This window comes from Herbaspirillum sp. SJZ099, from assembly GCF_007828355.1.
Taxonomy (GTDB): domain Bacteria; phylum Pseudomonadota; class Gammaproteobacteria; order Burkholderiales; family Burkholderiaceae_D; genus Herbaspirillum.
In genome coordinates this window covers 935948-954783 of sequence record NZ_VIUO01000001.1, presented here as the reverse complement: position 1 = coordinate 954783, position 18836 = coordinate 935948, and the positions used below count along the sequence as shown (strand labels likewise).

18 protein-coding genes and 1 riboswitch are annotated in these 18836 nt (G+C 66.2%); of the genes, 7 read left to right on the top strand and 11 right to left on the bottom strand.

Annotated features, from left to right (window positions below; genetic code table 11):
• Positions 1 to 318 precede the first annotated feature (318 nt).
• The 3 genes from FB597_RS04060 (at position 319) to FB597_RS04050 (ending at position 4980) form a co-directional block, all read left to right on the top strand.
• Positions 319 to 3741 carry an ATP-binding protein gene (locus tag FB597_RS04060; protein WP_144768215.1) on the top strand — a complete coding sequence of 1141 codons (3423 nt, stop codon included), beginning with the start codon at positions 319 to 321 and terminating at the stop codon, positions 3739 to 3741.
• On the top strand, positions 3719 to 4666 hold the full coding sequence (locus tag FB597_RS04055; RefSeq protein WP_144768214.1) for a response regulator transcription factor: 948 nt from the start codon (positions 3719 to 3721) through the stop codon (positions 4664 to 4666). Before FB597_RS04060 ends, FB597_RS04055 begins: the two co-directional genes overlap by 23 nt.
• Before the next feature lie 116 nt (positions 4667 to 4782).
• Positions 4783 to 4980, top strand: coding sequence for a hypothetical protein (locus FB597_RS04050; protein WP_006713029.1), 198 nt, complete (start codon positions 4783 to 4785; stop codon positions 4978 to 4980).
• 54 nt (positions 4981 to 5034) lie between these two features.
• On the opposite strand, the gene FB597_RS04045 is transcribed toward FB597_RS04050, so the two are convergent.
• From FB597_RS04045 to FB597_RS04005, 9 genes are all read right to left on the bottom strand, one after another.
• On the bottom strand, positions 5035 to 6504 hold the full coding sequence (locus FB597_RS04045; protein WP_144768212.1) for a cobyric acid synthase: 1470 nt from the start codon (positions 6502 to 6504) through the stop codon (positions 5035 to 5037).
• Complete coding sequence (gene cobD, locus FB597_RS04040; protein ID WP_144768210.1) at positions 6494 to 7561, bottom strand: threonine-phosphate decarboxylase CobD; 1068 nt, start codon at positions 7559 to 7561, stop codon at positions 6494 to 6496. Before cobD ends, FB597_RS04045 begins: the two co-directional genes overlap by 11 nt.
• Complete coding sequence (gene cbiB, locus FB597_RS04035; protein ID WP_144768208.1) at positions 7554 to 8501, bottom strand: adenosylcobinamide-phosphate synthase CbiB; 948 nt, start codon at positions 8499 to 8501, stop codon at positions 7554 to 7556. Before cbiB ends, cobD begins: the two co-directional genes overlap by 8 nt.
• Positions 8495 to 9124, bottom strand: a complete 630-nt coding sequence (gene cobU, locus FB597_RS04030) for a bifunctional adenosylcobinamide kinase/adenosylcobinamide-phosphate guanylyltransferase (protein ID WP_144768206.1) — start codon at positions 9122 to 9124, stop codon at positions 8495 to 8497. The genes cbiB and cobU overlap by 7 nt, the downstream gene beginning before the upstream one ends.
• Positions 9125 to 9461: 337 nt before the next feature.
• A riboswitch (cobalamin riboswitch) is annotated at positions 9462 to 9693 on the bottom strand.
• Positions 9694 to 9752: 59 nt separating this feature from the next.
• The gene (locus FB597_RS04025; protein ID WP_141916606.1) at positions 9753 to 10109 is read right to left on the bottom strand and encodes a hypothetical protein; all 357 of its coding nucleotides are present in this window, start codon (positions 10107 to 10109) and stop codon (positions 9753 to 9755) included.
• A gap of 11 nt (positions 10110 to 10120) precedes the next feature.
• A complete protein-coding gene (locus FB597_RS04020) occupies positions 10121 to 10315 on the bottom strand; it encodes a hypothetical protein (protein ID WP_255517067.1) in 195 nt (64 codons plus the stop codon).
• 174 nt (positions 10316 to 10489) lie between these two features.
• A complete protein-coding gene (locus FB597_RS20170; protein WP_183405879.1) occupies positions 10490 to 10693 on the bottom strand; it encodes a hypothetical protein in 204 nt (67 codons plus the stop codon).
• Positions 10694 to 10848: 155 nt separating this feature from the next.
• On the bottom strand, positions 10849 to 12501 hold the full coding sequence (gene pgm, locus FB597_RS04010; protein WP_144768202.1) for a phosphoglucomutase (alpha-D-glucose-1,6-bisphosphate-dependent): 1653 nt from the start codon (positions 12499 to 12501) through the stop codon (positions 10849 to 10851).
• A 194-nt stretch (positions 12502 to 12695) separates the two neighbouring features.
• Positions 12696 to 12950: a GlsB/YeaQ/YmgE family stress response membrane protein gene (locus FB597_RS04005; RefSeq protein WP_141916598.1), complete on the bottom strand. Its 255-nt coding sequence runs from the start codon at positions 12948 to 12950 to the stop codon at positions 12696 to 12698.
• 368 nt (positions 12951 to 13318) lie between these two features.
• Here FB597_RS04005 and galU point away from each other — a divergent pair, with 368 nt between their 5' ends.
• Positions 13319 to 14332, top strand: coding sequence for a UTP--glucose-1-phosphate uridylyltransferase GalU (gene galU / locus FB597_RS04000; protein WP_144768200.1), 1014 nt, complete (start codon positions 13319 to 13321; stop codon positions 14330 to 14332).
• 140 nt (positions 14333 to 14472) lie between these two features.
• Here the strand turns inward: galU and FB597_RS03995 are convergent, their stop codons facing one another.
• Positions 14473 to 15288 (bottom strand): aminoglycoside adenylyltransferase family protein, encoded by an 816-nt coding sequence (locus tag FB597_RS03995; RefSeq protein ID WP_144768198.1) that lies wholly within the window; start codon positions 15286 to 15288, stop codon positions 14473 to 14475.
• Positions 15289 to 15805: 517 nt separating this feature from the next.
• Here FB597_RS03995 and FB597_RS03990 point away from each other — a divergent pair.
• On the top strand, positions 15806 to 16315 hold the full coding sequence (locus FB597_RS03990; protein WP_144768196.1) for a hypothetical protein: 510 nt from the start codon (positions 15806 to 15808) through the stop codon (positions 16313 to 16315).
• A gap of 149 nt (positions 16316 to 16464) precedes the next feature.
• On the opposite strand, the gene FB597_RS03985 is transcribed toward FB597_RS03990, so the two are convergent.
• The gene (locus FB597_RS03985) at positions 16465 to 17322 is read right to left on the bottom strand and encodes an MOSC domain-containing protein (RefSeq protein WP_141916583.1); all 858 of its coding nucleotides are present in this window, start codon (positions 17320 to 17322) and stop codon (positions 16465 to 16467) included.
• Positions 17323 to 17498: 176 nt separating this feature from the next.
• Here FB597_RS03985 and FB597_RS03980 point away from each other — a divergent pair, with 176 nt between their 5' ends.
• Together FB597_RS03980 and FB597_RS03975 are read left to right on the top strand one after the other, a co-directional pair.
• Entirely contained in the window at positions 17499 to 17945 is a 447-nt protein-coding gene (locus tag FB597_RS03980; protein ID WP_141916581.1) for a CopD family protein, read from the top strand.
• An 82-nt stretch (positions 17946 to 18027) separates the two neighbouring features.
• A complete protein-coding gene (locus tag FB597_RS03975; protein ID WP_144768194.1) occupies positions 18028 to 18816 on the top strand; it encodes a 2-keto-4-pentenoate hydratase in 789 nt (262 codons plus the stop codon).
• Positions 18817 to 18836: the final 20 nt, after the last annotated feature.

Genomic DNA, 18836 nt, shown 5'->3' with positions numbered 1-18836 from the left:
ATCCGGCCAGGCCCGCGCGCACATGTTTGAACACGCGCGGCATGTTATTGGTGCATCGGGCATCCATTGCCGTGCCGCGCAAGCCTGCGCAAAACCCCTGGCCTGCGATGTTTTGGTGAAACCGGCGAGAAATGGCCCGGCGGCATACGTCATTTGACGTATGCCCTCGCCGGCCGATTGGTTTGAAAATTGCTAGCAAGAAGCGCAGGAAGCAGCGCCGTCGAAAGATGCTGTCCCGCAGGATGGGACAGGCTCCGCCACCATGGCCGGGGCTCGCGCGCACGGCCGCCGGCCCCCAGATAACAACGCGAGCAATATGTGACCAATCCCGCCACGCAACGCATCGTCAAAGTCCGGCGCGACTACAACACCTGGGTCGCCAACGAGATGCTGGAAGACTACGCGCTGCGCTATACGCCGCGCTCGTTCCGGCGCTGGTCGGAGTTCCGCCTGGCCAACACGGCGCTGGGCGCGACCTCGTTCCTGGCGCTGGAGGCCATCAGCGGCGCCATCACCCTGAGCTACGGCTTTACCAACACCTTCTGGGCCATCGCCTGCGTGGTGCTGCTGTTCTTCCTGACCGGGCTGCCGATCAGCTACTACGCCGCCCGCTACGGCGTCGACATGGACCTGCTCACGCGCGGCGCCGGCTTCGGCTACATCGGCTCCACCGTCACTTCGCTGATCTACGCCAGCTTCACCTTCATCTTCTTCGCGCTGGAGGCGGCCATCATGGCCCAGGCCATCGAGATCTATTTCGGCCTGCCGCTGGTCTACGGCTATGTGCTGTGCTCGCTGATCATCATCCCCATGGTGGCCTACGGCATCACCCTGATCAACCGCCTGCAGATGTGGACGCAGCCGCTGTGGATCGTGCTGCTGGCCCTGCCCTACATCTGCGTGCTGTACAAGGAACCGGAGGCGCTGGCCAACCTGCTCACCTTCGCCGGGCGCGCCGAGGACGGCAGCTCGTTCAACATCCTGCTCTTCGGCGCCGCCGCCACGGTGGCCTTCTCGCTGATCGCGCAGATCGGCGAGCAGGTCGACTTCCTGCGCTTCCTGCCGGAAAAGACCGCGGCCAACCGCGGCCGCTGGTGGACCGCCCTGCTGCTGGCCGGGCCCGGCTGGATATTGCTGGGCGGCGCCAAGATGCTGGGCGGCGCGCTGCTGGCCTTCCTCGCCATCCAGCACGAGGTGCCGATGGCCAAGGCGGTGGAGCCGACCCAGATGTACCTGATCGGCTACCAGTACGTCTTTTCCAATCCGGCGCTGGCGCTGGGCGCGGTGGTGCTGTTCGTGGTGGTGTCGCAGATCAAGATCAACGTCACCAACGCCTACGCCGGTTCGCTGGCCTGGTCCAACTTCTTCGCGCGGGTGACCCACAGCCATCCCGGCCGCGTGGTGTGGCTGGTGTTCAACGTGCTGATCGCGGTGCTGCTGATGGAGCTGGGCGTGTTCAACGCGCTGGAGCATGTGCTGGCGCTGTACAGCCTGGTGGCGATTTCCTGGATCGGCGCGGTGGTCTCGGACCTGGTCATCAACAAGCCGCTCAAGCTGAGTCCGGCCCATATCGAGTTCAAGCGCGCCCACCTGTACGATGTCAATCCGGTGGGCGTGGGCGCGATGGCGATCGCTTCGCTGCTGTCGGCGATCGCCATGTCGGGCGTGCTGGGCAAGCTGGCCGCGGCGATGGCGCCCTTCATCGCGCTGGGCACGGCGCTGCTGTGCGCGCCGCTGATCGCCGTCGCCACCAGGAGCCGTTACTACATCGCCCGGCGCGACACCTTGTCCGACCACAGCCACGCCCAGGGCCAGCTCGACTGCGTGATCTGCGGCAACCGTTTCGAAACGCCCGACATGGCGTACTGCCCGGCTTACCAGGGCTCGATCTGCTCGCTGTGCTGCTCGCTCGACGCGCGCTGCAACGACCGCTGCAAGGCGCCCGCGGCGCGCCTGCCCAACCAGATCTTCCAGACCTTGCGCAGCCTGGTGCCGGCGCGCTTCACGCTCAAGCTCAATACCCGCATCAGCCACTACCTGATCGTGTTCGGCACGCTGGCCGGCGGCCTGGCGGTCATCCTGTGGATGCTGTACTTCCAGCAGATGGCCGACAGTTCCGGCCTGGCGACGGCCGGGCCGGCCTCCATCAAAAGCATCTTCGTCAAGCTGTTCTGCATGCTGCTGGTGCTGCTCGGGGTCGGCTCATGGTGGCTGGTGCTGACCAACGAAAGCCGCGCGGTCGCGCAGGAGGAATCCGAGCGCCAGACCAACCTGCTGCTGCAGGAGATCGAAGCGCACAAGCAGACCGACGCCGAACTGCAGCGCGCCAAGGAAGCCGCCGAATCGGCCAACCTGGCCAAGAGCCGCTTTGTGGCCGGCATGAGCCACGAGCTGCGCACCCCGCTCAACAGCATCCTCGGCTATGCGCAGATCCTGCATGTCGACGCCACCATCCCGCCGGCGCGCAAGGACGCCATCGCGGTCATCCGGCGCAGCGGCGAGCACCTGCTGAGCCTGATCGATGGCCTGCTCGACATCGCCAAGATCGAGGCCGGCAAGATGCGCCTAGCCTCCGACGAAGTGGCGCTGGCCGGCCTGCTGGAACAGATCACCGGTATGTTCGCGCCCCAGGCCGAGCAAAAGGGCCTGGCCTTCAGCTTCGAGAAGATCGGCCGCATCCCGCACATCGTGCACGCCGACCAGAAGCGGCTGCGCCAGATCCTGATCAACCTGCTGGGCAACGCCGTCAAGTTCACCGACCGCGGCAGCGTGACGGTGCGGGTCCACTACATGCGCGAGATCGCCTATTTCGACATCATCGATACCGGCATCGGCATCGCCGACGACGACCTGGAACGCATCTTCCTGCCCTTCGAGCGCAGCAATGCCGCCAACCTGCGCGAAGACATCGGCACCGGCCTGGGCCTGGCGATCAGCCGCATGCTCACGCACATCATGGGCGGCGAACTGTCGGTCAAGAGCGAGGTCGGCCGTGGCAGTAGCTTCCACCTGAAGATCTACCTGCCGGAAGTGCACATGCCGCGCCCGCGCCTGCAGCTGGAAGACCAGATGACCGGCTATGCCGGCCCCGCGCGGCGGGTGCTGGTGGTGGACGACCAGGCCTCGCAGCGGCGCCTGCTCAAGGAGATGCTGCTGCCGCTGGGCTTCGAGGTGGCCGAAGCCGACAGCGGCATCGCCTGCATGGAAGCGCTGGCGCGGCGCGTGCCGGATCTGGTGCTGCTGGATATCGCCATGCCGCTGATGGACGGCTGGTCGGTCGCGCGCGCCATCCGCGCCCGCGGCCTGGCACAGCTGCCGGTGATCCTGGTCTCGGCCGATGCCTTCGAGAACCTGCACGAACGCAGCGACCCGCCGCTATACGACGACTTCGTCGTCAAGCCGGTGTCGTACAACGAACTGCTGGCCAAGATCCGGCAGCATCTGCACCTGGAGTGGGTGGCGCCCCCGCCCGCTGCTGCAGCAGCGACGGCAGCGACGACGGCGCCCGCGCAGCCGGTGATGCTGGTGCCGCCCCGCCATAAACTGCAGGCGCTACTGGAGCTGGGCGCGATCGGCTATGCCAAGGGCATCCTGCACCAGCTCGACGAACTGGAACGGCACACTCCCGCCTACCTGCCCTTTACCACCGACCTGCGCCAACTGGTCAGGCAATTCCGCCTGAACGAATATGTCACCCGCATCGAGGAGCTGATCCGCCATGATCTCAACGACGTTCGATAGGCACGTGGTCCTGATCGTCGACGACATGCCCGACAACCTGGCCATGCTGTCCGACGCACTCGACGAGAGCGGTCATATCGTGCTGGTCGCCACCGATGGCCTGTCCGCGCTGGAGCGCCTGGACCGCATCACGCCCGACCTGATCCTGCTCGACGCCATGATGCCCGGCATCGACGGCTTCGAGACTTGCCGCCGCATCAAGCTGATCAGGAGCATCAACCATGTGCCGGTGGTGTTCATGACCGGCCTGTCGGAAACCGAGCATGTGGTGCGCGGCTTCGAGGTCGGCGGCATCGACTACGTCACCAAGCCGATCCGGCCGCAGGAAGTCGTCGCGCGTATCGGCGCCCACATCCGCACCGCGCGCATGATGTCGCAAACGCGCGGCGTGCTGGAGCATGCCGCGCACGCGGTGATCGTGCTCGGCCACAACGGCCTGCCCTTGTGGCAGACCAGCAAGGCGTCGCTGTGGCTGGAGAAGTATTTCGCCGGCGCCGGCCACAAGCTGCCGGCGGCGCTGCAGTCCTGGCTCAACGAAAGCCTGGTGCGCCACCGCCAGGACGGCGGCAAGATCGAAGACATCCCGCCGCTGGCGCTGCGGCAAGGCGACTGCGAGCTGCGCATCGCCGTCTCGGGCGCCGGCGCCGGCCACGGCCTCACCCTGCTACTGGAAGAAAAGCGCCTTGCCGCGGCAGCGCCGGCCGGCGGCGAAGCTGCCCCCTGCTTCGAAGGCTTTCGCCTCACCCCGCGCGAGAACGACGTGCTGATGTGGCTGGGCAAGGGCAAGACCAACCGCGACATCGCCGACATCCTGGGCATGAGCCCGCGCACGGTGAACAAGCACCTGGAGCACATCTTCGTGAAACTCGGCGTTGAAACGCGTTCGGCGGCGGCGGTGCTGGCCAGCAACGGCCTGCTGCAATAAATAGCCGGCAATAACTGGCGCGCAAAGACGGCCGGGAAGATATTCCGGCGCGATCGCGGGCTTTGGCATATCCTTGCAGCTGCAGTGCCCGAACCTGAACGAAGCAAGGAAATATCATGCCCAAAAAAGAGAAACTGGATCCGGAAACCGAAGCCCTGATCCAATGGTGCACCGAAGTCGAGCAGTTCCTGGTCAAGGGCGGCGCCACGCTCGACCAGGCCCAGGAACATATCGAAGAACAGGTCGAGTGGTTCACCGACCTCTTCTACGATGGCCTGACGCCGGAAGAAGCCGCCAAGGAAGCGCTGGCCTGAGCCTGCATCGCCCTCCCCAACCCGTCCCGGCCTTGCGCCGGGACTTTGCTTTTCTCACCGCCCGAAGCGGGACTCCAGTTTCTTCAAGGCCTCATACAGAGGCAGCGCTGCATCGGCCAGCCGCTCCAGGCTGGCCTCGCGCAGCGCGTCCAGGTCAACCGGGGCGGCGCCGTCCAGTCCGGCCCATGCCAGCAGCGCCGAAAACGCCTGCGGCGTGTCGAACATGCCGTGCAGGTAGCTGCCGAGGATCTGGCCATCTTCCGACACCGCCCCTTCGCCGCGGCCATCGATGACGAAGGCCGGGCGCTGCAAGGCCGCGCCTTGCGATACGCCCATATGGATTTCGTAGCCGCGCACGCCGGCTTCCTCTGCGCCGAAAGCACAGCGGCCGCTGACCTGCAGCAGGCGCTTGTCGCGCGTGAGCTCGGTGCGCATGGCCAGCAGGCCCAGGCCGGGCGTGCTGCCCGGCGCGCCTTCCACGCCGTGCGGGTCGTCCACGCTCTGGCCCAGCATCTGGAAGCCGCCGCAGATGCCGATCAGCTTGCCGCCGTAGCGCAGGTGCCTGCCGATCGCCTCCGGCCAGCCTTGCTGCCGCAGCCAGGCCAGGTCGTCGCGGGTGTTCTTGCTGCCCGGCAGGATGATCAGGTCGGCCGGCGGAATCGGCCGGCCCGGGCCGATGAATTGGAGGTCCACCTCGGGATGCGCGCGCAGCGCATCGAAGTCGGTGTGGTTGCTGATGCGCGGCAGCACCGGCACCGCCACGCGGAATTGCCCGCGCGCGTTCTGCGATGAGGCGATTGCATCCTCCGCATCGAGCTGCAAGCCGTGCAGGTAAGGCAGTACCGCCAGCACCGGCTTGCCGGTACGCTGCTCCAGCCAGTCCAGCCCCGCTTGCAGCAGGCCGGGGTCGCCGCGGAAACGATTGATGACGAAGCCGACCACGCGCGCACGCTCGCTCTCGGAGAGGCAATCCAGCGTCCCGGTCAGGTGCGCGAACACGCCGCCGCGGTCAATGTCGGCGACGATGACCACCGGGCAATCGACCGCCTCGGCGAAGCCCATGTTGGCGATATCGCGCGCGCGCAGGTTGATCTCGGCCGGGCTGCCGGCGCCTTCGACGATGATGGCGCGATACTGCGCGCGCAGGCGATGGTAGGACGCCAGCACGGCCTGCATGGCCTCGCTCTTGTAGCGGTGGTAATCGCGCGCGTGCATATCGGCGCGCACCTTGCCATGCACGATCACTTGCGCGCCGGTGTCGCTGGAAGGTTTCAACAGCACCGGGTTCATGTCGGTATGCGGGGCGATGCCGGCGGCCTGCGCCTGCAGCGCCTGGGCCCGGCCGATCTCGCCGCCGTCGGCGGTGACTGCGCTGTTCAAGGCCATGTTCTTCGGCTTGAACGGCGCCACCGCGATGCCGTCGCGCCGGAGCAGGCGGCATAGTGCCGCGACCAGCGTGCTCTTGCCGGCATCCGACGTGGTGCCCTGGATCATCAGGGTATGGAAGGGAAATTCAGCGGCCATCGGCGCTCCATTGCAGTAGCGTTTTTTCCAACGTTTTTTCCAACGCTTGTTCCAGCGCTTGTCCCAGCGCCTGTTGCAGTCGTTGCCAGCCGGCTTCATCCGGCGGCAAGCCGATGCGAATGCCGCCGGCGCCGCCCGTAAACAGCCGCACCCAGATGCCCTGCTGCGCCATCGCCGCATGGAACTGCCGCGCCTGCGCCTGCGGCCACGGCCACCACTGGTACAGCGCGCTGCCGGATGAGGCGATGCCATGCCGCGCCAGCAAGTCACGCAAGCGCTCGCCTTCGGCCAACAAGCGCCGCAGCGTGGCGCGCTGCCAGGCAAGGTCGCGCAAGGCGGCCGTACCAATCTGCTGGGCCGGGCCGCTGACCGACCACGGCCCAAGCCAGTCGGCCAGTTCATCCAGCAAGGCGGGTTCGGCGGCGACGAAGCCCAGCCGCAGTCCGGCCAGGCCGAAGAACTTGCCGACCGAGCGCAGCACGACCAGCCCCCGTTGCCCGGCATGCGCGGCCACGCTGCGCTCGCGCATGGTATCGCCGAAGGCTTCATCCACCACCAGCCAGCCGCCGCGCGCGGCCATCGTTTCGGCCCAGCGCAGCAATTGCGCCGGCTCGACCAGCGCGCCGGTGGGGTTGTTGGGATTGCACAGCACCAGCACTTTGCAATTGCCGGCATCGACCTCGGCCGCCAGCTGCGCGTAGGGCACTTCGCGCACCGCATGCCCGGCTCGCGTCCAGCAATGCGCATGTTCGGCATAGATGGGGGCCGCCACCAGCACGCGCGCGGGCCGGCCGTCGCGCTGCAGACGCAGTTGCGGCAGCGCCTGGATCGCGGCCTGGGTGCCGGCCACCGGCAACATGTGCGGCGCGCCGTAGTAGGCGCAGGCAGCCTGCGCCAGCTCCACCGATGGTTCCGGCAGGCGGTGCCAGGCGTTGGCGGCCAATGCCGGCGCCGGGTACGGCACCGGATTGATGCCGGTCGACAGGTCCAGCCACGCGCCGGGCGCACGGCCGTAGCGCGCCATTGCCTCACTGAGGTTGCCGCCGTGTTCAAGCATGGAAGGCTCCGAAGAAAAGCAACGCCAGCGCGCCCACGATGGCCAGCCACAGCAAGACGGCCTGCGCCACCAGGCGCCAGGCGCGGACAATGTCGGCGCCCTCGGGCGGCTTACCGCAGCCCAGCGGCGGGCGCTGTTCGAGTGCGCCGTCATACACCGCGGGGCCGCCCAGCGTCACGCCCAGCGCGCCGGCGCCGGCTGCCATTACCGGCCCGGCGTTCGGGCTGCTCCAGGCGGCGGCCTGTTGCTTCCAGCAGGCCAGCGCCTGGACGCGGTTGCCGAGCCAGGCGTAAGACCATGCGGTGAGCCGGGCCGGCGCCCAGTTGAGCGCGTCGTCGAGGCGCGCCGCGGCCCAGCCGAAATGGAGGAAGCGCTCATTGCGATAGCCCCACATCGCATCCAGCGTGTTGGCCAAGCGGAACAGCAAGGCCCCCGGCCCACCCGCGACCAGGAACCAGAACAGCGTGCCGAACACGGCGTCGTTGCCGTTTTCCAGCAGCGACTCGACGCCGGCCCTGGCGAGCTCGGTTTCATTGGATTGGCGCGTATCGCGGCTGACGATGCGGGAGGCCAGTACCCGCGCCGCCGCCAGGTCGCCGCGCGCCAGCGCCAGCGCGATCGGCAGCGCGTGGTCGCGCAGGCTGCGCAGGCCGATGCAGAAATACAGCAGCGCCGCATGCAACAGGCAAGCCAGCCACCATGGCGCCAGATGGATGATCCAGGCCGCCAGCGCCACGCCCGGCAGCACCGCCAGCATCCATGCCAGGATGCCGCGCAGGCGCGATGCGGGTGCCCGGTTGAACGCGCCCTCGATACGCTGGGCCAGGCTGCCGAAACCGACCAGCGGATGCCAGCGGCGCGCCTCGCCCAGCATCAGGTCGAGCGCCAGCCCGACCGCCATCAACAAGCCCAACCAGGGCCAGGACAAGCCGCTCAGCATGAGGCGTCCTTGAAACTCAGCGGCAAGCCAGCGGCCACCCATTGCACCCGCTCGCAGATCGCCGCCACCGACTGGTTCAGGCGCCCGGCCTCATCGACGAACCAGCGCGATACCGCGCCGGTGGGCACGATGCCCATGCCCACTTCGTTGGACACCAGGATCACCGTCCCCTGCGCCTCTTGCAGCGCGCGCAGGAAGTCCTCGCGTTGCCGCGCAAAGGCGGCCGGCGCGGCGATCGGCCCCAACTCGGGAAACGCATGGCCTTCCGCGAACAGCAGGTTGGACAGCCACACCGTCAGGCAATCGACCAGCACCACCTTGCCGGGGCCGGCGTTGGCGCGCAATGCCTGGCCCAGCGCCAGCGGTTCTTCCACGGTGCGCCAGCGGCTGCCCAGCGCCTCTCGCCGTTGACGGTGGTGGGCGATGCGCGCGGCCATCTCGGCGTCGGCCGCACTGGCGTTGCAATCGGCGGTGGCGATGCAGACGATCTCGCCCGCGCCGGACCGGGCCGCCGCCAGCGCCTGTTGCTCGGCATAGGCGCTCTTGCCGGAGCGCGCTCCGCCAAACACCAGGGTGCGCCGCGATTGCGCCGCGTTCGTGGGCACATTCGGGGGCGCGTTCATGGGCGTTTTCCTTGCCGGCGGTGTTCGAACATCATTTCATCCAATCGAAACGGATAGGGGGATAAACAACCGCGCGGGGGTTCGCGCGCGGCTCATGGGAGCGGAGCGGGTATGACGTATATGGAGTGGAAATCGAAGCGGAAATGCGCGCAGCGTGCCGTTGCGGCAAAGGCACCGGACGCCGGTAACGGGCATGCGGCTGCGGCCGTCCCCTATGCCGGAAAACCGCCCGGTCCGTGAATTTGTTTCGCGCACGATATAGCGACCGGCGCATGCCGGCCTGATGGAGTTGAACAGCGATGGTGGAAGCTGCCAGTATGATCGCCCTCCGCGATACCACCCTGAATTCGCTTCGGGCCGGTTTCCGGACTGGCGAGATGAAGCCGTCGGCTTCGCGGACAGATGCCTTCCCATGCATGCGCACAGTGGCGTGGTGCGTGCCCTTCTCGCTTACCGTTGCGGGGGCAGCGCCGGCTTTGGCGCCGCCATGGCGATGGCGGGCCGCATCGGCTTCCCGTTTCAATCCCTTGCGCGGCTGCGCGCGGGATACCAGAAGCAATCTTGTGCCGCGCAGTATAAAGGCCGGCCCCGCTTAGGGCAACCGCAGCGCCGGGGTCGGGCCGCCTCCTCAGCTCCCGCTGGAGCGGTCGACGGCGTCGCTGGCCGGGAAGGTGTCGGCCAAGGCCTGGTCGATTTCGGCTTCCCGCTTGCGGTCTTGTTTGTCGTGCTCTTTATTGCGTTCGTTGTTGCGCACCGTCTTGTTTTGCTCGGCCAGCTTGCGCGCATCGTCCTCGACGATGTCGCGGCCCGGCTCATTGTCGGAGGCGGCCTGTTTCACTGCGGGTTCGTGCGCGCTGTGGCTGCGCCGGCGCTCCTGCTCGTCGGAGGCCGGCGACGCCGGCGCCACCGGCATGGCAATGAGCGAACCCATGCCCATCGCAAGCATCCTGGCGAAACGGGGAATGAGGAAATCGGGTTGGTGCATGGCAAGCTCCTCTATATGAAACCGGATGCGCTCCGGAACGCGGGGCTATCTTCCTTTTGCCGCATACGGACAGGCTTGTCCGCAGGGCGCGGATTGAGCGGCGGATCCGCGACCGGAATCGGGTCGTCGTCGGGCAATTCCGGCGGCGGCAGATGGGGATCGGGAATCGGCGGCGTTTCCTGCGGGGTATGCAAAGCGTTTTTCAAATGGCGCCTCCTGTTGCGCATCGCCCGGCGGCACGTTTCATCATTGCCGGTTGGGATGCTGGTGGGGAATCGGCTCTTGCGGCGGTGTCGGATCCAGGGGCGGAACCTCCACCGGCGGAACATCCTGGGGTTTGTGCATGATCGTCTCCGTGTGCATGGCGGCTCAGGCAGACCTCAATCCTTGCCTGGGCCGGACATCAGCGCATCGTCGGCGCTGGCGCCCGGGTCTTCGGTGCCGTCCGGTTCCGGCGCCTGGAGCGCTTCAGTCTCCGGCGCCGGCAGCTTGTGCCCGGCGGTCAGCGCGCAATTGCCGCCGAAACGCTTGCCCTTGGTGTCGCGCGCGGGGTCTTGCGCGCCCGCTGGCGCCTGCTTGTCCATATCCGGCCCTCCTGCCTGAATGTATCTGACCATCCTAGGGAGGCGGCAGCGACCGGGCAACCGGACATTGGAGAAATCGCATGTAGGAAGTCCGGAAGAAAAAACGCCGGTTGCCTTGCAGCAACCGGCGTTTGCAGGCAAGCGCGGATACTCGCTCAGCCGGCCTTCAGCGCGCGCGTCACGATCTCCTGCGCCTCGGCGAAGATCCTGTCCAGGTGCGCCTGGTCGCGGAAGCTTTCGCCGTAGATCTTGTAGATGTTCTCGGTGCCGGACGGGCGCGCGGCGAACCAGCCGTTGTCGGTGACGATCTTGAGGCCGCCGAAGGGCTTGCCGTTGGCCGGCGCGGTGGTGCGCACCTCGCGGATAGGTTCGCCGGCCAGTTCGGTGGAACTGACGTCGTCCGGCGAGAGCCTGGACAGGCGCGCCTTCTGCTGCGGCGTGGCAGCGGCTTCGATGCGGCCGTTGCGCGGCGCGCCGAGCTGCTGCGTCAGTTCCTGGTAGATGCGGCCCGGATCGTTGCCGGTGCGGGCGGTCATCTCGGCGGCGAGCAGAGCGGCGGTAATGCCGTCCTTGTCGGTGCTCCAGGGCTGGCCGTCGAAACGCACGAAGGAGGCGCCGGCGCTCTCTTCGCAGCCGAAGGCGATGCTGCCGTCATACAGGCCGTCGACGAACCACTTGAAGCCGACCGGCATTTCCAGCAGCTTGCGGCCGAGATGGCCGGCCACGCGGTTGATCATCTGGCTCGACACCAGGGTCTTGCCGACCGCCGCGTCGGCGCGCCATGCCGGGCGGTGGCTGAACAGGTAATGGACGGCGACGGCGAGGTAATCGTTGGCCGGCAGCAAGCCGGTGCTGCCGGCGATGATGCCGTGGCGGTCGTGGTCGGTATCGCATGCCAGCGCGACGTCAAAGCGTTCCTTCAACGCGATCAGCTCGCTCATCGCGTACGGCGAAGACGGGTCCATGCGGATCTGCCCGTCCCAGTCCTGCGGCACGAAGCGGAAAGTGGGGTCGACCTCGGTATTGACCACCTCCAGGTTGAGCTTGTAGCGCTCGGCGATGGCCGGCCAGTAATGCACGCCGGCGCCGCCCAGCGGATCGACCCCGATCCGGACGCCGGCGCCGGCGATCGCCGCCAGGTCGATGATGTTGGGCAAGTCGCCGACATAGTTGTCGAGATAGTCGTAGCGGCGCGTGGTGCCGGCCTTGAGCGCCTTGTCGAAGGTCATCCGCCTGACGCCGTCCAGGTGCTTTTCAAGATAGGCGTTGGCGCGCTGCTCGACCCAACCCGTGACATCGGAATCGGCCGGGCCGCCATTGGGCATGTTGTACTTGAAGCCGCCATTGTCCGGCGGGTTGTGCGACGGCGTGATGACGATGCCGTCGGCCAGCGCCGTCCGGTTGACGCGATTGTGCGCCAGGATCGCGTGCGACACCGCGGGCGTGGGCGCATAGGGGCTGCCTTCGGCCAGCATGGTCACCACTTCGTTGGCGGCCAGCACTTCCAGCGCGCTATGCCAGGCCGGTTCGGACAAGGCGTGCGTATCGATGCCCAGGAACAGCGGGCCGGTGAAGCCCTTGCCGTTGCGGTAGTCGCAGATGGCCTGGGTGATGGCCAGCACATGCCATTCATTGAAGCTGTGGGCATTGGCATTGCCGCGGTGCCCGGAGGTGCCGAAGGCGACCCGGTGGGTGGCCTCGCCCATGTCGGGGCGCAGGCTGTAGTAATTGGAGAGCAGGACTGGCAGGTTGACCAGTGCCGAGGGCGCCGCGCGTTTGCCGGCCAGTGGATTGGCGCTACTACTCATGGAATATTTTTTCTTGATGGATGAAAACAGGGTCGGGCGTATTGACAGCCACTGTTCGCGCCATGCTCATCAAGCGCGACAATGACTCTGTCAAAACGGCATTGTAGGGCAAGCTTGCCGTCTCGGACAAAGCGAAAGAAGCCCCTTCCGATGCGGCGGCATCGGGGGAGCCTCGTTTTTCCGGCTGGGCCAGGCTACGCGCGCCTGGAAAACGCCCGCACGATGACGAGCAGGACGATCGCGCCCAGCGTGGCGGTGAGAATCGACGCCAGGATGCCGCCGCCGATGGAGATGCCCAGCAGTCCGGCCAGCCAGCCGCCGATGACGGCGCCGACGATGCCGATCAGGATGTCGGCCAGCAAGCCGAAGCCGCCGCCCTTCACCAGCACGCCGGCGAGCCAGCCGGCCACGGCCCCGATGATGAGCCAGGCAATGATTCCATGATCCATGATGTTCCCTTTCGTATGATGTTGTGGAGGGGACTTCTTGCGGTTGACGCTGTGCCGATGGCAGCAACGGATGAGGCAATGGTAGGCAGCCGCGCTCCGGCCAGCTATCGGACAGCGGCCCATTTCCTTGTAGGACAAGCGCGGCGTTTTCTTGCTGTTTTCCTGCCGTTTTTCTCCTGTTTTCCTACAGCCCAAACAGCGGCTTTCCTATAGCCGGCATCCAGGTCTTTTTTTAAGCTTGCGCCAACCATGAAAAACGGAATCGGCAACCGGCAAGCAAGCCGGAACAATCGAAAAACAGGCCTCGAGCCTGCGCAGCAATGGGAGAGGGCGCCACGTTCATCAATCAACCTCTACTTGGGCCTACCATGAAAAAAATCACCAAAGCAGTCTTTCCTGTCGCCGGCCTGGGCAGCCGTTTCTTGCCCGCCACCAAGGCGCAACCCAAGGAAATGCTGCCCATCGTCGACAAGCCGCTGATCCAGTATGCGGTCGAAGAAGCCGTCGAAGCGGGTATCACCGAAATGATCTTCGTCACCGGCCGCAACAAGCGCGCCATCGAAGACCATTTCGACAAGGCCTACGAGCTGGAGAGCGAACTGGAAGCGGCCGGCAAGCAGAAGCTGCTGGAAACCATCCGCAATGTCATTCCCAAGCATATCAATTGCGTCTACGTGCGCCAGGCCGAGCCGCTGGGCCTGGGCCACGCGGTGCTGCTGGCCAAGCCGCTGGTGGGCAACGAACCCTTCGCGGTGCTGCTGGCCGACGACTTCATGGATATCGATGCCGGCCGCAAAAATGTCATGGCGCAGATGACCGAGATGTTCGAGCGCGAAGGCAAGAGCCTCCTGGCCGTGCAGGATGTGCCGCGCCAGGATACCCGCCAATACGGCATCGTCAGCGGCACCCGCTACCGCGACCGGCTGGAACAGGTCGGCGGCATCGTCGAGAAACCGACGCCTGAAACCGCGCCCTCCACCCTGGCCGTGGTCGGCCGCTATGTGCTGACGCCGGCCATCTTCACGCGCCTGGAAAACATCACCGCCGGCGCCGGCGGGGAGCTGCAGCTTACCGACGCGATCTCGGCCCTGCTGGCGGAAGAGCAGATCCTGGCATACCGCTACGAAGGCCGGCGCTTCGACTGCGGCTCCAAGCTGGGCTACCTGAAGGCCGCCGTGGCCATGGGCATCAAGCACCAGGAAATCGGCGGCGACTTCGCGCATTTCCTGCGCGACTTCAACGCCGGGCATGAGCTCCAGCCAAGCGCGCCATTGAAAGTTGCCGCCATCAAAGAATTCGAGCCCGCCGCCGCGCAGCAGCGCCGCCCGCTGCCCGCGGCTGCCGACAGCCAGCCGGCGGCGGCAACCCGGCGCTTCATGTAATCCCCGGCGGGCAACCCAGCCCATCCGGAAGCCCGGCCGTTGGCGCCGGGCTTTTTCCATTGCGCCATGGCTCCGGCATCGCCTTTCGCCGGACTACGCAACGACTCGCCGCAGCGGGCTTATCCATCGCTGCGGCGAGTTCAAGACACAGTCTGCCAACGATCGGCATTCGAGCAGAGCCGCCTGATTTCCAGCTGCGCGCCCGCGATGAAAGCCTCAACCTCAGGCGCATGTTCGGCCAGATTATCCGGCGCTTCACCAAGATAGCCGGCCCTGGCGTTGGCCAGCACCGCCCGATGCTGCGGTTCGATCCGCTCCAGCAGCCAGGTGGCCGAAAAATCCTTTGCGGCGATTTCGCCTGTGGTTGCCGTATACCAGATGCGAGCGAGCGCGAGAATGATGTTTCGCTCCTCGCCTTCCCAGTCTGCTGGCGCGTTCCATTGCGCCACAGTATCCAGGAGCGCGCGCACCAGGTCTGCGCGCGGGACTGCATTGAAGACGTCTCCCGCACTTGATCCGACGATTGCGATGCTGCTGGCCCGGGCTTTGGTAAGGAGGATAGCCAGGTCATGGTCCAACGCGGGTTCTTCGAAAACGCCTGCCAATATGTCCTCGCGCAGCCATTCGCCAAACTGGAGCTCCCGCCTTGGCGGATAACGCCAAGGCACGATCTGCCCAAGCGCCAGCACGGTGACTTCGAGCGCGCGCAGGGACGTTGATGATCCGGGAGCGGCGGATACCGTCAACAGCTCGGTCATCAACGCGCGTCGGATCTCCTCGCCGGGAGGTTCGGCCACTGTGACAAGCAGGTCGATATCGCTGTAGGGGCGAAGTCCGCCGTCTACCGCAGAACCGAACAAGTGGATGGCGACCACATGGCCGCCCAGATGCCGCTCAATGATGGCTTGGGCCTGCGCCACTTGAGGCGCGATGGAGAGTGGAATGATATCTGTCATGGGGAGCAATAATAGCCGAGAATTCCCATGCAATATCCCCATCCGGCACGAGCGGCCCACAGCCATATTCGGCGACGCTGGCCTGAGCAACCAGCGTCGATCGCAACGTTGGAGAAGCGCGAGGTTTCGCCGGCCGTCATGAGGGCGAGCGGGCCGCGCCAACCGGCCGAAGATGGCAGGCATTTTCCATTTCCCTTCGCTCCCGCCTTGCCGGCCGGCGCGACGTAAATTGTTTTCCGGCGTTGTCACAATGCTTTAACCTGGGCTTGCTAGGATCGCCGGCATGGCATTCGCGCTGCTCCATCCCCTGCTCCGCCTGCGTTCCTGGGCATTTCCCGCCCTCGGGCGGCGGCCGCTTCTTTCCATCCGGTGTGTCTTTTTCCGGCACGGAAATGGCCGATGTAAACGTTTGCAGCGCAAACAGGAACGGATGGAATCGTTCACATCCTGCCGCCACGATTGCGGCAGCGTGACAAACAATATATATTGTTTATATTAATTTTTAACAGGAGGGTTCATGGCAACCAGAGTTCAAGCCGCAACAACCGCAAGAAAAAAAACCGTGGCCAAGGCCGCGCCCGCCGCCCGGCCAACCGTGAAGAAACCCGCCGCCAAGCCGGCCGCGCGCCCTGCTGCCAAGGCATCATCCAAGGCCGTCCCCAAGGCTGCAGCGCCCGCCCCGAAGGCGCCCGCGGCTGCGCCGAAGGCAGCAGCGCCGGTGCCTAAGAAGCCTGCCGTCGCCGTGCCGGCCAAGCCGCTCCAGAAGCCGGCAGCGCTGACCAAGGCGGAGAAGAAGGCCGCCAAGCCGAAGAAGGTCAAGCAGGTGCGCGACAGCTTCACCATGCCGGAAAACGAATATGCGGTGCTGGCGCAGGTCAAGAAGTCCTGCCTCAAGGCCGGCGTCGAGATCAAGAAGAGCGACTTGCTGCGTATCGGCGTGTCGCTGATCAAGAACCTGAAGATCGCCGATCTGAAGGACATCCTCAGCAGCCTGACGCCGCTGAAGGTCGGCCGCCCCAAGAAATAAGGGAACGCTGCGCCGTGCAGCGGCCCGCCGACGGGCCGCAACACCCCAAAAAAAGCGCCGCTCCGATGATCCCGGAGCGGCGCTTTTCGCTTGGAGCCGCCAACAGGAGCCGCAACGCCGCCGCCGGCGTTTTGCCGGCGGCGCTTGGCTCAGAAATTCAATTCCCAGCCGCAGGCCTGTCCCGCGCGTATGCGGCCGCCCATGCCGCCGACGACGATGGCATTCTGACCGAAGGTCAGGCCGCCACCCACGCGCGGATTGGCGCGGTAGGCGGCCAGCGTATCGAGCGGTTCGTCCGGCCATTGCGGATCGCGCAGGCCGGTGCGCTGGTCGATTCCCGGCACCGGGCAGCGCGCGCAGGGCTTGACCAGCTTGAGCGTCACGACGCCGCCATCGCCATCGTCCAGGGTGATGGTATCGATGAAATCTTCCTCGTAGGCCTCCAGCCCCTGGATCACCAGGTTCGGGCGAAAACGCTCCATCGGCAACGCCGGCGCGCCCTTGGCGCCCAGCCGCGCATTCAGGTCGTCCAGCGATGCCTGGCCGATCACCAGCAGCGGATAACCGTCGGAAAATTGCGTCGTCGCACGGTGCTCGCCGGTCCAGCGTTGGTTGCAGGCGCGCGTTGCATTCGGATCGAAGCGCACCAGGCGGGCGTCGATGCCCAGATAGTCCGAGAACCACTGGCGGGCGCGCGCGCCCTGGTCCAGGGCGGCCACCCTATCCTTCCACACCTGCACCAGAACGCTTGCGCCATCTTCGCCGGCGGCCGCCAGCTGCAGTTCGGGCATGCCGGGGGCCGTCAGCAGCAGCGCGCCCTCCTCGAAACGCGGAACGATGCAGGCCATGCGCGCATGGCTGCGCTGCGTCAGGAACTCCCCGGCGCCGTCCACCACCATCCAGTGGCGGTCCAGCGCCAGCCCGAGCGGGCCGATCTGGGCCTGCTCCAGGGCGATGCCGCCGCACGACTTGATCGGATAGATATTGATTGCGCTGAGTATTGCCATGCCGCTCCCTGTTCTCGATGATCGCTGCCGTAGCGAACGCCGCGATACGACGTTGCCATTAAGGCATGACATTATCACAGGCAGCGCGCCGATATCCGGCGCAACGACACGGGCCGCGCCATCATGCGACAATGCGCCAATCGTTCTTCCAACTGCGCTTACCTGACGGGATTGAAATGCTGCTTGCGAAATTCTTCCATCTGCTTGGGCTGACCATCTGGGTCGGCGGCATGTTCTTCGCCCACATGGCGCTGCGTCCGGCGCTGGCGTCCTTGCAGCCGCCGCAGCGCCTGGTGCTGATGGCGGCGACGCTGGGCGCGTTCTTCATCTGGGTGTGGATTTCCATCGCGCTGGTGCTGGGCAGCGGCCTGCACATGATGCTGCTCATGGGCGGCCACGCGGCGCCCTATGTCCACGCAATGGCCGGCATCGGCATCCTGATGATGCTGGTTTTCGGCCACATCTTCTTCGCGCCGTTCCGCCGCCTGAAACTGGCCGCCGCCCGGCAAGACTGGGATCGCGCCTCGCGCGCCCTGGGCCAGATCCGCATGCTGGTGGGCATCAACCTGTGCCTTGGCCTGCTGACCATCGCCATCGGCGCGCTGGGACCGATGATGGCTTGAGAAGCTGTTCCGCGCGGCGGCACCGGCATGGCCGCGCCATCGCCGCATATCGACAATACGACAACAATAGGGGGAAATAGACGTGCTGAATGAATCGCAACGCCAGCAGGCCGCCGACTTGCTGTGGGACTGCTGGGCGCATGGACGCCGTATCGCACAGCTGCCGCCGGAGCTGTGCCCGGCCGACCGCGCGGAAGCCTATGCCGTCCAGGCGCGACTGGAAGCGCACAGCTTCGCGCCGCTGTCCGGCTGGAAGATCGGCGCCACCGGCCCCGGCGGCCAGAAGCTGCTTAACGTCGACGCGCCGCTGGCCGGCCGTCTGCTGGCCGAGCGCATCCATCGCAACGGCGCCGTCATCTCGCTGGGCAACAGCCTGATGAGCGTGGTCGAGGTGGAAGTCGCCTTCCGCATGCGCACCTCCTTGCCGCCGCGCAGCGCGCCTTATTCGCAAGAGGAAGTGCTCGATGCGGTGGGCTCGGTCTACCCCGCCATCGAACTCCCCGATACCCGTTACGACAACTTCAAACAAGTCGGCGCCGCCCAGCTGATCGCCGACAACGCCTGCGCCGACCAATTCGTGCTGGGCGCGCCGGCAGAGGTCGACTGGCGCGCGCTCGACCTGGCCGCGCTCCCGACCTTCGGCCGCATCAGCGGCGGCGAGCAACGCGACGGCAGCGGCGCCCAGGTGCTGGGCGACCCGCGCATCGCGCTGACCTGGCTGGCCAACGAACTGTCCCGGCATGGATTGACGCTGGCCGAAGGCCAGATCGTCGCCAGCGGCTCGACCATTGTGCCGTTGCCGGTGCGCGCCGGCCAAGGCGTCCTGGCCGACCTGGGGCCGCTGGGCTCGGTCGCCATCGAACTCGCCTGAAGCGAAGGCGCAGTGCAATA